Source organism: Hymenobacter sp. 102, assembly GCF_049949205.1.
GTDB lineage: Bacteria > Bacteroidota > Bacteroidia > Cytophagales > Hymenobacteraceae > Hymenobacter.
In genome coordinates, this window is record NZ_CP188172.1 from 315,469 (window position 1) to 331,755 (window position 16,287).

A 16,287-nucleotide genomic window follows, 5' to 3' on the forward strand; every position below is an offset into this window, starting at 1 on the left:
GGAAACCACGGCGGCCGGTATTCAATTCCGTGAGCTGGGAGCCAGGCAGCCGGGGAGGCGGTAAGTGGCGTAAAGTTGAATCGATAGGCAGATGAATAATGCCAGCCCCGGCCAGTTGCCGGGGCTGGCAGCGGAGGTTTATTCGTGGCGGATGACTACCCGGCGGGTGAGCTGGCCGGCAGGGGTATCCACCTGCAGCAGGTAGATACCCGCCCGCAACGAGGCCACGGGCAGCTTCAGGAGGTTTTCACCGGTGGTGACGGCCCGCTCAGGTTGGTTTACCACCAAGCGGCCCGTCAGGTCGAGCAGGCGCAGGTGCAGGCGCTGGGCGGCCGGGGCGCTGTAGTGCACGCTCAACTCGGCATTGGCGGTGGTGGGGTACACCTGCAGGCGCAGGTCGTCGGCCGAGCCGGCCGCGGCCAGGGCCGTGCGGGCCGCGCCCTGGTCCGAGAACCACCAGCGCTGGTTGTTGCCGCCCCCGTAGGTCCATTGGTGGATGGTGGCGCCATCGGCGGTAGAGTTGTCTTTCACATCCAGGGCCTTACCGCTGTATTTGTTAATAATGCGGTAGGTACCGTCGCCGTTGCTCAGAATCTGCCAGAACTGGCTGTCCTGCGTCAGCCAATCCCACTGGTGGATCAGGGCGCCATCGGCGGTGGAGGGGCCGGCCACGTCCAGGCTCTTGTTGCTGTTCAGGTTCACGATGCGCACGTAGCCACCGCCGGCATCTACCAGCTTAAATTTCTGGTTGGCCGTGCCGGCCCAGGTCCACTGTTGCAGGCGGCCGCCGTTGGCCTGCGAGTTACCGTCAATATCCAGGGCCTTCCCGCCGTTCTTGGAGCTGATTTCGTAGATGCGCCCGATGGCCGGGCCGCTGTAGGTGCTGCCGGTGCCGTTGTAGTTGCCGCCGCCGGGGTAGTTCACAATGCCGTTCTGGTTGGGCGATACGGCCGCTACCGTGGTGTTCGGCACGCAGTTAGCAAACTGAATGTTGGTCAGCACCTGGTTGAGGCCGGCGGGCCCATCCACCACGTAGGGCGGGTTGATATGCATAAAGGCCGGGTTGCTGCGGTCCTCGAAACGCTTGTACGTCCAATGGCACCAGCCAATACCCACCGAGTTGAGGTTCCGGGCCGCGTCGCGCATCCAGGTGTCGGAGTTTTCGCCGGTTTCGCCCACCCAGATGGGCACGTTGTGGGTGTTGCGGAAGTTGCGCAGGTTGCCGATGAAGCGCAGGTCGTTGGCCCCGCCGCCGGTGGAGTTCACGCCGTTGTCCATCTCGTAGCCCGAGCCACTGTAGCGGTGCGAGTTGTACACCAGGTTGGCGCGGTTCGGGAAGGTAAACGGCTCCATGTAGTTGTAGTCGTTGCCCCAGCCGTTGCCCTCCACCAGAATCAGGTGGTTGTCGCCCTGCCCCCGAATGGTGGTAATCAGGCGCTGAAATACGTCGTGAATCTTCTGGTTGCTGGGGTAGTTGTTCGGCTCGTTGATGAGGTCGTACATGGCCACCCGCGAGTCGTTCTTGTAGCGGTTGGAAATAAACGACCACAGCCGGTTGAGCACATCCTGGTTGATTTGCCGGTTCCAAAGGTCATTGGCCACAATCTGGTCGGCAATGTTGGCGTCGGTGCCTTGGGAACCGGGCACGGCGTGCATGTCCAGCACCACGTACATCTGGTTGGCCTGGGCCCAGGCCAGCACGTTGTCAATCATGCCCAGCGCCGCCATGTTGTTGGGGTCGGTGAACAGCTGGTTGTTGTTGTACCAGCCCGTCAGCTGGCTCACGTAGGAGTCATAGGTCACGGTGCCGCGCATCACGCTGCTGCGCACGGCCCGCTGGCTCGGGGTCAGAAACAGCTCGTAGTGCAGGGGCAGCCGGATGCAGTTAAAGCCCTTGCTGGCAATGTAGTCGATGTCGGGCCGGGTGATGAAGTTGGCGCGGTAGTTCTGGTAGAAGGTTTCCACGGCCGCGTCGCTCATGCCCGCGTTGTAGAGGCTCTTTTTTACTGCGCCCTGCGTCTGCTTCGTGGCGCCGTTTATCGTGGCCCCAGGCCAGCCCACTTTCATCATGTAGCCCTCCTGCACGGCCCAGTTGCCCAGGTTCATGCCGTTCAGGATTACCTCCTGATTGCTGGCATTGACAATGCGCTGCCCATCGGCTCGCAAAAAGCTCTGCGCCTCGGCCGACTGCCCGAAGCCTAAACCGGCGAGTACCAGCGGCACATACCGCCACGCCCGGGCCCAGCGGCCTCCTGAAAATGTACTGGTGTTCATAAAAGTGGGAATTGGTTGTGAAAAAGGAACTGAAAAAAGGCCTTGGGATGGCCCGGAAAAGGTCAGTGGCAACCAGCCCGGGGGCTGGTTTATTTCGCTAGGTCACTACCATTTCCCACGCGGTACAGGAGGGGGCGGGGTACTCTGGGTATTCGGTTAATCAGGCAATGAGGCAGCTGAGGAGTGGCCCGGCTGCTTGGGGTTCAGCCGGGCCACTCCTCAGCAGGTTTACCACACGTAGGTGCCGGCCGCGCCGGGCTGCAGGGTAGAGGTGAGGGTGCGGCCCTGGTAGCGGAGGCTGAAGGGCTGGGCCTGCTTGGAGTTGTTCTGCACCAGCACCACCTTCTGGCCGTTGGGGGCTTTGAAGGCCACATTGGGCAGGGTTTCAGAGGCAGTAGAGGCAATGCGCACCGAGCCGGGCCGGGCAAACTTGCTGGCGTGAGCCACGATGTAGTAGGCATCCTCGCGCGTCACATTGCTGCCGTCAATGGTGAGGGCTCCCCGGCACTCGGTGCAGCCCCCGGGCGTGTGGGGGGTCTGCTGGGGGTCGGCGGCCAGGTTCCACTCCAGCACGGTGCGGGCCCAGTTGCGGGTAGCCCCAATCAGGAGGGTGCGCACGTGCCAGGGGAAATTCTCCTCAAACTTGCTCTTCGAGCCCACCCACTGCTCGGTGAAGTACACGTTCCGGTCGGGATGGGCGTCGTGCACTTTGCTCAGGGCCTCAATGGGGCCGGCGTAGAGGTGGAAGGCCGAGCCATCCACGTACTTCTTGGCCTCGGGGTCGTTGAGGATGGTCAGGGGATAGTCGGGCCGGTCGGCGTTGTGGTCGTACACCACAATCTTGGTATCGATTTTCGCCGCCTGGAAAGCCGGACCCAGGTGCTTTTTCACAAACTCGGCCTGCTGCTCGGCCAGCATCAGCAAGCTGGGGTTGTTGCCGGGGTGCAGGGGCTCGTTCTGCACCGTTATGGCGTCGATGCGCACGCCCTCGGCCTTCATGCCCTGCACGTACTTCACGAAGTATTGGGCGTAAGCCGGGTAGAACTCCGGTTTCAGGGAGCCGCCCTTGGAATTGCCGTTGGTTTTCATCCAGGTCGGCGGCGACCAGGGGGACCCCAGGATTTTGATGTTGGGGTTGATGGCCAGGATTTCCTTGAGCACCGGCAGCAGGTGCTGCTTATCCGGCGCGAGGCTAAACCTGGCCAGCGTGGGGTCGGTTTGCCCTTCGGGCAAATCGTCGTAGCTGAACACCGTGGCGTCCAAATCAGAGGCCCCGATGCTCAGGCGCAGGTAGCTCACGCCAATGTTGTTGCCATCGGTGGCAAACAGCTCCCGCAGAATGGCCTTGCGGGCCTCGGGCGTCATGCGGTGCAGCAGCTCGGCGCTGCCCCCGGTGAGGCAGTACCCAAACCCGTCGATGGTCTGAAAGGTCTGCTTATCGTCTACCTCAATCACCGGCGTGCCGGCCGCCGGAGTCGCACTGCTCCAGGTTGGGTCGGCCTGGGGCTGAAACAGCACCGATTTATCGGGGTTGGTGAGCCAGAAGCTGGCCGACCCCTTGGCCGGGCCCGACTGCGGCCCGCGCTGGCAGCCGGTGCCCAACCCAAGGGCCAGTAGTAGAAAAGCGGAGGAATAGGAGCGGGAAAGGAAGGACATGAGGGCGGAAGGAAAAGGCAAGCGGATGGCCGTCGGCCGGCGAAAACCGGCTGCACAGGCGCAAAATCCAGGAAGCAGAAAAAAAGGGCCGGCCTAGGCCGGCCCCTGGTTACTCGGCGGCTGGCTTATGGCCCCGGGCACCGTACCACATGATGTACAAGTAGCAGAGAACGGGCAGTACAAAGGCCCAGCGCAGGGCATGCACACCGCCGCCGCCAATGGTGCTGTCGGCAATCAGGCCAAACAGCGGCGGAATAACGGCCCCACCCACAATAGCGGCCGACAACAGACCTGACGCATCCTCGGTGTGACGCCCCAGGCCGGCTACTGCCAGCGTGAAAATTACCGGGAACATGATGGAGTTCATTAGCCCCACGGCCAGCAGGCTATACATAGCCACGGCACCAGTGGTATTAATCGAAATTAGCACCAGTATTACGGCTCCAATAGCGTTAAATGCCAGCACCCGGCCCGGCTTAGCAGCCCGCAGTATAAAAATACCTGCGAATCGGCCGATCATAGCACCTAGCCAGTAAATGGATACTTTATAACCTGCATCTAGCGGAGAGAGGTTAGCAACTTCCGATTGACCGAGGTAGCTTACGATGTGCGAGCCAATGGCTACTTCAGCTCCCACATAGGTGAAAATGCCAATCAGACCTAGCAACAGGTGCCGGTAATTCCAGGCGCGGCGAGTATCGCCTTCCACAGCTGGGGCGTGTTCAATTTTGGGCAATTTCAGAAAGGCCAGCAGCAGGCTAATGATAATCAGTACGATACCAATGCCAATGTAGAGCTTCTGGACGGGCGACACATCAATAGCGGCAGCCTGAGCAGCAGTCAGCTTTTTCAGATCGGGCAGATGTGAAAGAATGAGTTTAGAGCCCAGATAAGGAGCAATAGCCGTGGCCAGCGAGTTGAATGCTTGCGTGAGCGTGAGCCGGGAAGAAGCTGTTTCGGGTGGGCCCAGAATGGATACATAAGGGTTGCCGGCAACCTGCAGCGTTACAATACCGCTAGCTAGAATAAATAGAGCGCCTAGGAAAAGGGCAAACGTGCGGCTTTCGGCGGCTGGGAAAAAAAGGAAGCAACCCAGCGCCGCCACCAGAAACCCAATCAGCATACCGCCTTTATAACCCAGCCGTTTCACGACCAAGCCCGCCGGCACACCCATGATAAAGTAGGCCCCGAAGAAACAGGAGTTTACTAGGTTCACCTCGGCATAGCTCAGTGTAAACAGGCTCTTCAGGTAAGGAATCAGAATGTCATTCAGACAGGTGATAAAGCCCATCATGAAGAACAGCACCGTGAGCGAGGCCAGGGCCGGGGTGTAATTGGGCGTGGCTGCGCCGGGGGGCGTAGCGGGCGTTTTGGGAAGGGTAGAGGCAGATACGGGAGCAGCCATGTTGGGGAATGAAGGGGAAAAGGGTATCGGGGTAAAAAGGAGAGAACCTGCAAAATCGGCTCTTTTCAGCAAAGTAGTCGATTATGGGCGGATGGTTGCCGCGGCTCTCCCGGAAGGACCGGCCCCGCTCCCCTTTAGCGAAGCCGGCCCAAAACCCTGGTCAGTCTAGCGAAACCGGCCGGGGACGGAGAATCCCGGGTATAGCTAGCATAGCCGGGGACGTAGGATGAAGTGCAATGATGCTACGGAACGGTGCGCGCCAAGCGAGGCGGAAATTCCGCTTTAGGTGTAGGTGCCAACGGGCGCTCAGAAGCGGGTAAGCTGGTCAAATATATCGGCCGGGTTCATCAGAAAGCAAACCTGAAAAAGCGGTTATTTCTCAGCCCAAGCGGGTTTTATACACTTACCACACACGGCCAACGGGTTGTTTTTAGGGGCTGAAAAGCCAGATGCCCCCTCCTCAGACCTACCCGTATCGGATAAGAAACAACGAAAAAAACGCTGTATCAGTCACAGACAAGTGTCGGCGTTTCATCCAAACGCACAAAACTGTCCGAACAGTGAGCGTATCACCACCCGGACGGTTTTGCGGAGCGCGGGGCCGGGGCGGTTACGCCACCACCGACACGCGTACTTTCTTGCCTTTTACTTTGGCTCCGGCCAGCCGCTCGGCCACTTCCTGGGCCTGCTGGCGCGGCACGGCCACGTAGCTGTAGTAGTCGAAGACCTCAATGTGGCCGACCTCCTCGCGGGCCACGCCGCCCACGTTCACGAAGGCTCCTACCAAATCGTGAGCACTCACTTTATCCTTCTTGCCGGCCGATACGTGCAGGGTTACGTTTTCGGGGCGGGGGGCTTTGGGGGCGGCGGGCGGCAGCTTGGGGGCGTGCATCTGCTGCCACTCGATGCCGGCGGCCACGGGCCACTTCTTCACGTGGGCCAGTTCCTTATCCGTTACCAGAATGTGGGCCGTGCCCTCGGCTCCGGCGCGGGCGGTGCGGCCGGCCCGGTGCTGGAAAGCATCAGCCTTATCGGGCGCATCGTACTGCACCACCGTATCCAGCTGGGTTACGTCGATGCCGCGGGCGGCTACGTCGGTGGCTACCAGGACCTGGCTGGAACCGTTGCGCAGTTTCAGCAGCGCTTTGTCCCGCTCGGGCTGGGGCATTTTGCCGTGCAGCACTTCCGCCGCTACGCCCCGGCCCACCAGAAAGCGCGTCAGCTCCATGCACCGCTCCCGGGTGTTGCAGAAGATAAGGGCGCGGCCGGTTTCGGGCTTGTTGAGCAGGTGCAGCAGAGCCGCCGGCTTCTTCTCCAGCAAGCCAATGTGGCCCACCAGCTTCAGGTTTTCGGGCAGCTCATCGGTATCCTCGCCCGCATTCACCACCCGGGGGCGCGTCAGGTTCTTGCGAATCAGCTCCAGCACTTTATCCGACATGGTAGCCGAGAACAGCAGCGTCTGGCGGCGGCGGGGCAGGCGTTTCACAATTTCCACCAGCTCATCCTGGAAACCCAACTCCAGCAGCTTGTCGGCCTCATCCAACACCAGCACTTTCAGGTTGTTGGGGATGATGCTGCGCCGCTCCAGGTGGTCGAGGAAGCGGCCGGGGGTGGCTACCACCACGTGCGGGGCCTGGGTAAGGGAGGCGGATTCCTCGCGGAAAGCGTGGCCGCCATAGAAGGCCGCCACCCGCAGGTTGGGCAGGTACTTACCGAGTTTTTTGAGGGCGTCGCGCACCTGCAGGGCCAGCTCTCGGGCGGGCACCAGCACCAGCATCTGCACGGCATCGGTTTTTACATCCAGCTGCTGCAGCACCGAAAGGCCATAGGCAGCGGTTTTGCCCGAGCCGGTGGGGGCCTGGCCCACCACATCCTGCCCGGCCAGCGCCATTGGAATTACCTGCTCCTGCACAGCGGTGGGGGCCTGAAATTCAAGTTCGTTCAGCGCTTGCAGCAGTTCCGGGGCCAGACCCAGATCGGCGAAGGAAGGAGGGGTTACAGTCATAAAGCAGTAGTTCAGCCGACAAAGGTACGGTTTGTGAAGGGGAGTTAGGTGGTTAGGTGGGCAGGTGGCTGGAGTAATCCGTCCCGCTTAACGCACCGCAACCCCTGGCCGCACAAAGCCCCTACCATCTGCGCGGGCGTCAGGGGCTTTGTGCGGCCAGGGGAATTGCACTTCGAAAAGAAAGGGGTAGCTGCGCTGTCCTTCGGGTGCTCCGGACACTGGCTTGATGCGCCACGTGCCTCGCAATGACCGTTCAACCACCTCACCACCCAGCCACCTAACACCCAACTACCCCTCCACCTCTGCCACGTCCACCAGCTTGTAGCGTACGGCCGTTTTCTTGGGGCGGATATCGAAGCCCACGTAATGGGCATAGGCTTTGGTGAAGCAGGCCCCGAAATAGAAAATCATGGCCGAGTAAAACACAAACAGCAGCACCAGCACAATGCTGGACGCCGGCCCGTAAATGGGGCCCAGGTTGCGGGGCACCAGCAGCAGGCCCAGCACGTTCTCCCCCAGATCAATGAGTACGGCCGTGAGCAAGGCTCCGCGCCACACGGCCCGCGGTGGCACCTTGGCGCTGCTTAGGTTCCGGAACGTGACCCCGCACCAGGCCGTCAGAATGAGCAGGGAAAATACCTGGTTGCCAATCTGAAACAGCACCGACGAAAAGGCGGCCCCGAAATCCTGGGCGTAGTGGGAGATAAACGCCAGGGCCGCATCGGAGAGAAACGCCAGCATGCTCAGCAGCCCCGTTACCAGCAGCAGGCCCAGGGAGCGGCTCCGTTCCTTGAGTACCTTATGGAACTGCCCGGTGCTGCGGCGCACCCGCACCTGCCAGAGCTGGTTCAGGGAGTTTTGGATAACGCCGAACAGGGTGGTGGCAATAAATACCAGAAACCCGAAGCCCAGCCACGTTACCAGCCGGCTCCGCTCCACGTTGGTCACATTCTGCAGAATCTGCTCTACCAGCCCCGCCGCCGAGGACCCTAACAAATGGGAGAGCTTGGTGAGCAGTAGTACCCGCACCTGGGAGCGGGAATACAGGGAGCCCAGCAGCTGGATAAGGATAATTACGATGGGCGGCAGGGCAAACGTGGTGAAAAACGCGGTGGCCGCGCCCAGCCGCAGCGGGTCGTTGGCCGCAAACTCGCGGGCCGCCCGGCGCAGCAGAATCAGGATGTCGCGGAAGATGTGACGGCTGGCGTGGCCGGACTCGTGTACTTTTGTCATGGAATGCGCGTACTATCTGCAGGCGCGCCGCCAGCGCAGACATCGGGGGTACGAAGGTACTACCCGGTCTTGGCATCACCCAGCCCCCATTTTCGTCAACTCCTGTATTTGTGCAGCCTTCATCCTCTGGTTCTTCCAATTCAGCTCCCGCCGAAGCGCCCCACAGCTGGTGGCGACGCCGCCTGGTACACCCGTTGCTTAACCTGTTGAAGCAGGGCCTCACTCCGCACCAGCTGGCGCTCACGGCCACAGTGGCCACCGCCGCCGGCCTGATTCCGGTGCTGGGTACCACCTCGCTGCTCACCACGGCCGCTGCTCTGCGGCTGCGCCTGAATGTGGCCGCCGCCCTGCTGATTGCGCATTTGTGGAGTCCCGTGCAGTTGCTGCTCATGATTCCGCTACTGACGCTGGGCTCCCGCGTATGGGGCAGCAGCGGCCCGGCCCTGACGCTGGCGAAAGTAGAGCATCTCTTTACCCACAACCTGCTGGGTGCCTTTCATTTGCTCTGGCACTCTATTCTGGGGGCACTGGCCCTGTGGGCTGGGGCGTGCTGCGTGCTCGGGCCGCTGCTATATTTTGGCCTGCGCCCCATACTGACCCGGGTGATGCGCAGACAGGCCGCCGCCCCCAATGAGGTAGCGGCCTGATGCAATTACAAAAACGCACGAAATAAGAAAGGCCCCACCGTAATCCGGCGGGGCCTTTTTTCATATCCTCTAAGCTCTACGCTTCGGCGCGTTTGTACACGGGTTCCGAGTTGAGCAGGTAGTGTACCAGCGGCTCCTGAGAGGTGGGGTCAATCAGCATCATATCCACGAATTGGGTTTCGCCGATGTTGCCCTGGATAACCGGGCCCAGTTCCTGTAGGAAGGCGGGGTCCTGATCATCGGCCTGGAAGGCCAGCAGCAGGCGGCTTTCCTGGGGATTATGCTGCATGCGCATCTCCGTCAGGTACACGGCCTGGATTTTCTCATTGCCGGCGCTGTACTCGCGCAGAGCATCCTTAAGGGCGGTGGGCTCGGGCTCCGGGTCGTGCAGCGACACCTGAATGTCCTGCTGCGGGGGGGCCTCAAACAGCTGACCGGCCAGCAGAGCGTCAATTTCGGGGGCTTCCAGCAGCTTACCCACAGCCGAGAAGGGATTCAGAGCACAGTCAGCTCCTTTCACCATCGTGAAGAAGTCGTGGCCGCGCAGGCGCAGGTAGGCTACGCTGCCCTCAGGTACGGCACCGTTATCGAAAATGCGTTCTACGGCGGTGAAAACGGCAATTTTACCGTCGTGCAATGCCTGCAGCTGAATTTCCATGCCTTCGGTGGGCGTTACCTCGCCGGGCTCCTGGCCTTCCTGGGCCGCCATTACTACCACTACTTCCTCACCCAGCAGGGCCTGGTAGAAGGGGCTGCGGAACTGGGGCTCCACGGCGGCCTGCATCAGCAACTGCTCCAGAATGTTGAGGGGCTGGAAATCAGGCATCGGTGGAACCATGGGGCCATCAACGCCCGGCAGCGGAATGGGTGGAGCCGGCGGAATGTGTGGTACGGCCGCCGGGGCCGGCGTGGCTGGCATCTGGTAGTTGGAGCCTTTATAACGGGGGCCGGCAGGCTTGTCGGCTCCGGGGGCAGCAGGCGTGGGAGTTGCGCCGGGAGTGGGAGTGGAGGCGGGGGCGGGAGTGCCCTCGTCTTTCTTTTTCAGGAAGTCAAACAGACCCATAATAAAACAAACAGATGAAGATGCAAGCTAAGCAGGTTTAGGGGAAGATGCACGAAATAGTAGTTGGGTGGGTGGTTAGGTGGTTGGGTGGCTAGGTGGTTAGGTGGTTAGGTGGTTAGGTGGTTGAACGGTCATTGCGAGGCGAAGCCGAAGCAATCCTTCCTTTTCGAAGTGCAACTCCCTGACCTAGTCAAAAACCCCTGATGACTGGTTCTGGCGTCAGGGGCTTTCTGCAAAGCAAGGTTTAGCGCGTTAAAAAGGACGGATTGCTTCGGCTCCGCCTCGCAATGACCGTTCAACCACCTAACCACCTAACCACCTAACCACCTAGCCACCCAACCACCTAGCCACCTAGCCACCTAACCACCTAACCACCCAACTACACCTCTGGCTGCTGCCACTGGCGCAGGAACTCCTGCCGGAAGGCGGCCCCGAGGGGTACTACGGCCCCGGCAATGGTAAGCTGGTTACCCTGCAGCTGCTCAACGCGTTCCAGCGGCACCACAAACGACTTATGCACCCGCAGGAACCGGGCCGGGGGCAGCTCCGTGAGCAGCCGGCGCAGGGTATCGGGCACTACCAGCCGGCCGGTGGGGGTGTGCACTTTCACGTAGTTGCCGTAAGCCTCCAGGTAGGTAATATCGGCCAGGGGCACGCGGTGGGTGGTGGGGCCGTCGCGCAGGAGCAGGGCGGCGGGGGCGGCCGGAGGGGCTGAAACGGGGGCGGGTGGGGCCGCGGCGGGAGTTGGTTCGGGCGCGGGCAGGCGGGCAATGGCCTTCAGAAAGCGCGGGAACGGAATGGGCTTGAGCAGGTAATCAATGACCCCGTACTCGTAGCCTTCGAGGGCAAACTCGCTGAAGGCAGTGGTCAGGATTACGCGCGGGGCGTGGGGCAGGGCCCGCAGCAGCTCCAGGCCGCTCATTTCGGGCATCTGCACATCCAGCAATACCACATCCACGGGCTGCTGGTGCAGAAAGGTGAGGGCCTCCACAGCCGTGTAGCAGTGGCCGGCCACGCGCAGGTGGGCCACCCGCTCCACGTAGGTTTGCAGCACCTGGTGGGCCAGGGGCTCGTCGTCCACAATCAAAACCTGCAGCGGGGTCATAGCGAGAGGGTGAGTTGGGTGAGGAAGGCCGACTGGTCGGGGGTGGGGGCGGCGTGCAGGTGGTGGCGGCCGGGGTAGAGCAGGGCCAGCCGCTGGCGGGTGTTGCTCAGGCCGGTGCCCGTGCCGCCGCCCGCGTCGGTGGGCGGGGGCAGGGCGTTGCGCAGCGCCAGGTGCAGCTGCTGCCCATTGAGTGTCAGACTAATTTCCACGAAGCTGCCGCTGGCCCGCCGCGTGCCGTAGGTGAAGGCGTTTTCGATGAGGGCCAGAAACAGCAGCGGGGCCACGGTGAGGCTGGCCGCTACCTCCTCGGGGGGCAGACGCAGCTGCACCGGGCACCGCGGGCCCAGCCGCAGCTCCTGCAGCTGCACGTAGCTGCGCAGGTAGTCCAGCTCCTCCTGCAGCGGCACCTGGGCCCGGCGGGTGCTTTCCAGCTGGTAGCGCATCAGCCCCGACAGCGCCAGCAGCATATCGGGCGTTTGGGGGCTTTGGGTGAGGCTGAGGGCGTAGAGGCTGTTGAGCGTGTTGAACAGAAAATGCGGATTCACCTGGGCCTCCAGCAGCCGCAGCTGCTGCTCGCGCTCCAGCAACTGCCGCCGCAGCCGCTGCCGGTGCTGCGCCACCGACCGCCAGATGAGCAGCAGGCCCATGGCTATCAGCATCGTAAACAGGCAGTTGACGGCGGGCTGATGGGCCGCGGCGTGGACCTCGGGCCACAGCAGCCGACCCGCCATGTGCAGCAGCAGCGTCCAGCCCAGCAGGGCCAGCGCGTACCAGCCGTAGCGGCCCCGGTCGAACAGGGTGGGTACCAGCCCCAAGTTGTTGCCGTACACCGCCACCATGCTCAGCCCCACCGTCACCAGTACCGCGTGCTGCAGCTGGGCCAGGTTACCATTGGGCACCAAAGGCAACGTCCGCCACAGCAGCAGCAACAGCAACCCCCAGATAAAAGCGTCGCGGAGGACCAGCCAGGGCCAGCCAATCCGGGTTGGGGGAAAGGATGCGGAAGTGGAGTGCATAGGAATATGGGGGCAGCGGAAACCTGCTCTGCGAAGGTATCAGGCCGGCGGGCCGCGCCCAAATGCCCGGGACGAACCACGTTCGTCAGCCGCGGGGCCTTGGTCGTCAGCGGCCGGGCGGGGTTCGTCATTCTCTTTAGGGCCGGGGCCCGCTGGCAGGCACCTTTGTATCAGTTCTCTGGCCGGCCAGCAGGCCCCGGGGGCTGGTTTCTCCCTTCGTCTCCCTAATCCTTAATCTTTCTCGCTATGAACTCCACGTTCCGCCACCTCGCCCTTGCCGCCGCTCTGCTGACTGCCTCCGCGGCCACCGCCCAAACCACCCCGGCCGGCCTCTGGCAGGGCAGCCTTAGCGTGCAGGGCACCAACCTGCGTACCGTAGTGGAGCTTAGCGGCAGCGGCTCGGCGTGGCAGGGCAAGCTCTCGGTGCCGCAGCAGGGCCTGCAGGGAATGGCCCTGAGCAGCGCCGTAGTGCGCCACGACAGCCTGTTGCTGCGGGCCGATAATATCCAGGGGCGTTTTGCGGGCCGGTTTGCGGCCGATGGGCAGTCGGTGGCCGGCACCTGGTACCAGGGTGGGATGCAGCTGCCGCTCACGTTGCGCCGCAGCTCGGCGGCGGCCGAGGCCAGCGCCGCTCCCCGCCGCCCCCAGGTGCCGGTGGCACCCTTCCCGTACCATAGTCAGGACCTGACTTTCCCCAATGCCAAAGCCGGTATTCAGCTGGCCGGTACGCTCACGCTGCCCGCTGGTATGGGGCCATTTCCGGCGGTGGTGCTGGTGAGCGGCTCGGGCCCCGAGGACCGCAACGAAACCGTGTTCGGCCACCAGCCCTTTCTGGTGCTGGCCGACTACCTCACCCTCCAGGGCTTTGCCGTGCTGCGCTACGACGACCGGGGCACGGCCCAGTCGGGCGGTACGTTTGCCGGGGCGCTGACCACTGATTTTACTGCCGACGCCCAGGCGGCGCTGGCCTACCTGCGCACTCGCCCCGATATCCGCGCCAGGCAGGTGGGCCTCATCGGGCACAGCGAAGGCGGATTGATTGCCTGGCAGGCCGCCGCCCAGCCCGCCGGCCCCGATTTTGTAGTGTCGTTGGCCGGCCCCGGCGTACCCGGCGACGCGGTGCTGCTGCGTCAGCAGGCCGACCTGGCCCGCGCCGCCGGGGCCGATTCGGCCACCATTGGCCAGAGCCAGCGCCTGCACCGGGCCCTGTTCGCCGAGCTGCGCCGGCAGCCCGCTACACTCAGTGCCGATGCGCTGACCGCCAGGCTGGCCGCCGTGGTACAGCAGCGCGTGCCGGGCACCAGCGCCGAGGTGGCTCAGAAACAAGTGAAACCCCTGACTTCACCCTGGCTGCGCAGCTTCCTGCTCACCGACCCCGCTACCTATCTGCCCAAGGTAAAATGCCCCGTGCTGGCCCTCAACGGCAGCCACGACCTGCAGGTAGCTGCCGACCAGAACCTGCCCGCCATTGAGCGGGGCCTGCGCGCCGCCCACAACACCCGCGCCACCGTGCAGACGCTGCCCAACCTCAACCACCTCTTCCAGACCGACCCCGCCGGCACCAGCCAGTACGCCACTATTGAAGAAACCTTCGCCCCCAGCGCCCTCCAGGTCATCGGCAACTGGCTGAACCAGCAGGTGAAGTAGATGGGTGGTTAGGTGGTTGGGTGGTTGGGTGGTTGGGGGGAATGAACTGTCATCCTGAGCGCAGCGAAGGACCCTATTACGCTTGAACGACAACTGCCATAAAGGCTCGTTCAAGCGTGATAAGGTCCTTCGCTGCGCTCAGGATGACAGACGTTTTTTCAACACCCAACTACCCAACTACCCAACCACCTACCTATTGCCCATCCGAGCCGTTGCAACGGCTGAGTAGGTCGGAGGCTTCGCGGATGGTGTAGGGCTGGTTATTGTTGCCCCAGTTGGTTTGCAGGAAGTTGAGCAGGTTGGTGATTTGCGAGTCGGTGAGGTCCTCGTGGCCGGGCATTACCTGGTTGTACTCAATGCCGTTGACCACCAGCGGGCCCTTCATGCCCTTACGGATCAGGCAGGGCAGGTCGGCGCGGTGCCAGGCCACGTAGTCGGCGGCGGCTACGGGCGGGATGAGGCGCTGCAGGCCCTGGCCCTGGTCGCCGTGGCAGCTGGCACAGTGGGTGGCGTAGAGCTTCGCTCCCTCATTCTGGCGCTCCGTGAAGCAGCCGCTCAGGCTGGTGGCGGCCACCGTGGCGGTGGCTGCCACCAGCAGCCCGCGTTTCAGCCAGGTACCGGTGGCGTGGCTCATTTGGCGGCGGGGGCGGTTTCCAGCTGTTCTTCTTTCAGCAGCAGTGGCAGGTCTTTAATCAACTGGTCCACCTGGTCCTTCTCCATACCATCGTACACGCCCCGGATGCGGCGCTTGGAGTCGATGAGGGCGAAGGCACCGCTGTGGGCGAAGCCGCCCTGCACAGTTTTATCCACCTGCGCGGCCGTCATGTAGGCCTTGGCCAGCGCAAAAATGGTGTCGTGGGAGGCCGTGGCGAAGTGCCAGCGCGAGGCATCCTGGATACCCAGCCGCTCGGCGTAGTCGCGCAGCACCGGAATGGAGTCGTGGGCCGGGTCGATGGTGTGACTCAGGAACAATACGTTGGGGTTGCCCTCGAACTGCTTGTACACCCGCAGCAGCTCACTCTGCATTTTGGGGCAGATGCTGGGGCAGGTGGCAAAGAAGAAATCCGTCACGTACACCTTGCCGGCAAACGTCTGGTTGGTGATTACCTGGCCCAACTGGTTGGTGAGGCGGAAGGACGGCACCGGGTCGGGCAGGGTATCGGCGGGCGAGGTGGGGGCGTTGTGTTTGATTCCCAATACCGGCAGGCGCTCGGGCTGAGCGCCTGTGGAGGTCGAATCGGAGGAGCAGGCAGCCAGCAGGCTGCCGGCGGTCAGCAGGCCCGCCAGTACGGCGCGGCCCGCGGCGGAACGCAGAGGCATACAAGACATTACTGAGCAGAAGAAGGAGCCGACGAACCGGCTGCCAATACTAACCGGGCCGAGTCCTGGCTGGTTCGAAACAAGCTGGCCACCGAGTCGATACGCTGCTGCTGGGCGTCAAAATACGCCAACCGGCCTTCCACTGCCATCGTGTCGGCGGGCTTGCGGTAGTGGTGCATCCAGAACATCATGGCATTTTCGGCCCCGAGCAAAGCCCGGCGCTGGCGGCCGGCGGCGGCGGTATCGGTGCCCGGTATTTTCTGAAGTTGCTGGCGCAGGTCGTAGAGGTGGTCCATCTGGGCCATCAGCTCGTCATGACGGGCCAGCACGGCCTTTTCGGCCGCTTCGGCCTTCTGCTCCTCGCTCTGCAGCGAAAGGCAGCCGCCGAGCAGCAGCAGCAGGGGAATAAATCGGGGCGTTTTCACGGCCGCAAAGGTACAACAGGAACGCCTTAAACTCCGGTCCTGTCTGGCTTTCCTGCTGGGTTGGGCCGCTTACAGCCGGGCTGCCACCCAGTGCCAGAGCAGCCAGCCGACCCATACCAGCCCCGCCGCCAGTAGCAGCAGCACCAGCACAATCAGCAGCACCAGGCCTTTGCCCGAGCTCTGGTACCTACCCTCCTGGTAGTGGCGGCGCAGCAGCTCCACGTTGCGGTTGTTGGCTTTATAGGCGAAGTCGAAAATATTGCCGACTACCGGAATAGCTCCCATCAGCGTGTCGAGTAATACGTTCAGCACCATCCGTACTATTAGCTGGCCGCTGGCTCCGTGGCGGAGCATGGTGAGAATAAGCACGCCGGAAACCGCCAATGAGGGCAGCCCACCCACCACCGGAATCAGGCCCATAATGGGGTCGAGACCGAAGCGCCAAGAAGTGCCGGGACCCGAAACTGGCTGTCCAGCAAATGAGAAACGCG

The 16,287-nt window shown here is 62.6% G+C and carries 14 protein-coding genes; 2 read left to right on the plus strand and 12 right to left on the minus strand.

The genetic code is table 11. From position 1 onward, the window contains the following. Positions 1–138: 138 nt before the first annotated feature. From ACN19L_RS01355 to ACN19L_RS01375, 5 genes are all read right to left on the minus strand, one after another. Positions 139–2,274: an RICIN domain-containing protein gene (locus tag ACN19L_RS01355; RefSeq protein WP_426491757.1), complete on the minus strand. Its 2,136-nt coding sequence runs from the start codon at positions 2,272–2,274 to the stop codon at positions 139–141. Between the two features lie 228 nt (positions 2,275–2,502). After that, the gene (locus tag ACN19L_RS01360) at positions 2,503–3,930 is read right to left on the minus strand and encodes a glycoside hydrolase family 30 protein (RefSeq protein WP_426491758.1); all 1,428 of its coding nucleotides are present in this window, start codon (positions 3,928–3,930) and stop codon (positions 2,503–2,505) included. A gap of 109 nt (positions 3,931–4,039) precedes the next feature. Then, a complete protein-coding gene (locus tag ACN19L_RS01365; protein ID WP_426491759.1) occupies positions 4,040–5,335 on the minus strand; it encodes a sugar MFS transporter in 1,296 nt (431 codons plus the stop codon). 610 nt (positions 5,336–5,945) lie between these two features. After that, positions 5,946–7,340, minus strand: a complete 1,395-nt coding sequence (locus ACN19L_RS01370) for a DEAD/DEAH box helicase (protein ID WP_426491760.1) — start codon at positions 7,338–7,340, stop codon at positions 5,946–5,948. Between the two features lie 288 nt (positions 7,341–7,628). Next, entirely contained in the window at positions 7,629–8,573 is a 945-nt protein-coding gene (locus tag ACN19L_RS01375) for a YihY/virulence factor BrkB family protein (protein WP_426491761.1), read from the minus strand. A 110-nt stretch (positions 8,574–8,683) separates the two neighbouring features. Here ACN19L_RS01375 and ACN19L_RS01380 point away from each other — a divergent pair, with 110 nt between their 5' ends. Beyond that, positions 8,684–9,220: a DUF2062 domain-containing protein gene (locus tag ACN19L_RS01380; RefSeq protein ID WP_426491762.1), complete on the plus strand. Its 537-nt coding sequence runs from the start codon at positions 8,684–8,686 to the stop codon at positions 9,218–9,220. Between the two features lie 76 nt (positions 9,221–9,296). Here the strand turns inward: ACN19L_RS01380 and ACN19L_RS01385 are convergent, their stop codons facing one another. The 3 genes from ACN19L_RS01385 to ACN19L_RS01395 form a co-directional block, all read right to left on the minus strand. Beyond that, on the minus strand, positions 9,297–10,283 hold the full coding sequence (locus ACN19L_RS01385) for an enhanced serine sensitivity protein SseB C-terminal domain-containing protein (protein WP_426491763.1): 987 nt from the start codon (positions 10,281–10,283) through the stop codon (positions 9,297–9,299). Positions 10,284–10,662: 379 nt separating this feature from the next. Next, positions 10,663–11,388, minus strand: coding sequence for a LytR/AlgR family response regulator transcription factor (locus ACN19L_RS01390; protein ID WP_426491764.1), 726 nt, complete (start codon positions 11,386–11,388; stop codon positions 10,663–10,665). After that, positions 11,385–12,404, minus strand: coding sequence for a sensor histidine kinase (locus ACN19L_RS01395; RefSeq protein WP_426491765.1), 1,020 nt, complete (start codon positions 12,402–12,404; stop codon positions 11,385–11,387). The genes ACN19L_RS01390 and ACN19L_RS01395 overlap by 4 nt, the downstream gene beginning before the upstream one ends. 246 nt (positions 12,405–12,650) lie before the next feature. Between ACN19L_RS01395 and ACN19L_RS01400 the strand changes: the two genes are divergently transcribed. Next, positions 12,651–14,051 (plus strand): alpha/beta hydrolase family protein, encoded by a 1,401-nt coding sequence (locus tag ACN19L_RS01400; RefSeq protein ID WP_426491766.1) that lies wholly within the window; start codon positions 12,651–12,653, stop codon positions 14,049–14,051. 193 nt (positions 14,052–14,244) lie between these two features. On the opposite strand, the gene ACN19L_RS01405 is transcribed toward ACN19L_RS01400, so the two are convergent. The 4 genes from ACN19L_RS01405 to ACN19L_RS01420 all read right to left on the minus strand — a co-directional run bounded on the left by ACN19L_RS01405 (position 14,245) and on the right by ACN19L_RS01420 (position 16,216). Next, on the minus strand, positions 14,245–14,685 hold the full coding sequence (locus ACN19L_RS01405) for a c-type cytochrome (protein WP_426491767.1): 441 nt from the start codon (positions 14,683–14,685) through the stop codon (positions 14,245–14,247). Then, on the minus strand, positions 14,682–15,371 hold the full coding sequence (locus ACN19L_RS01410; RefSeq protein ID WP_426491768.1) for an SCO family protein: 690 nt from the start codon (positions 15,369–15,371) through the stop codon (positions 14,682–14,684). Before ACN19L_RS01410 ends, ACN19L_RS01405 begins: the two co-directional genes overlap by 4 nt. Positions 15,372–15,379: 8 nt before the next feature. After that, positions 15,380–15,796 carry a hypothetical protein gene (locus ACN19L_RS01415; RefSeq protein ID WP_426491769.1) on the minus strand — a complete coding sequence of 139 codons (417 nt, stop codon included), beginning with the start codon at positions 15,794–15,796 and terminating at the stop codon, positions 15,380–15,382. 69 nt (positions 15,797–15,865) lie between these two features. Then, on the minus strand, positions 15,866–16,216 hold the full coding sequence (locus ACN19L_RS01420) for a DUF4112 domain-containing protein (RefSeq protein WP_426491770.1): 351 nt from the start codon (positions 16,214–16,216) through the stop codon (positions 15,866–15,868). Between the last annotated feature and the right edge of the window lie 71 nt (positions 16,217–16,287).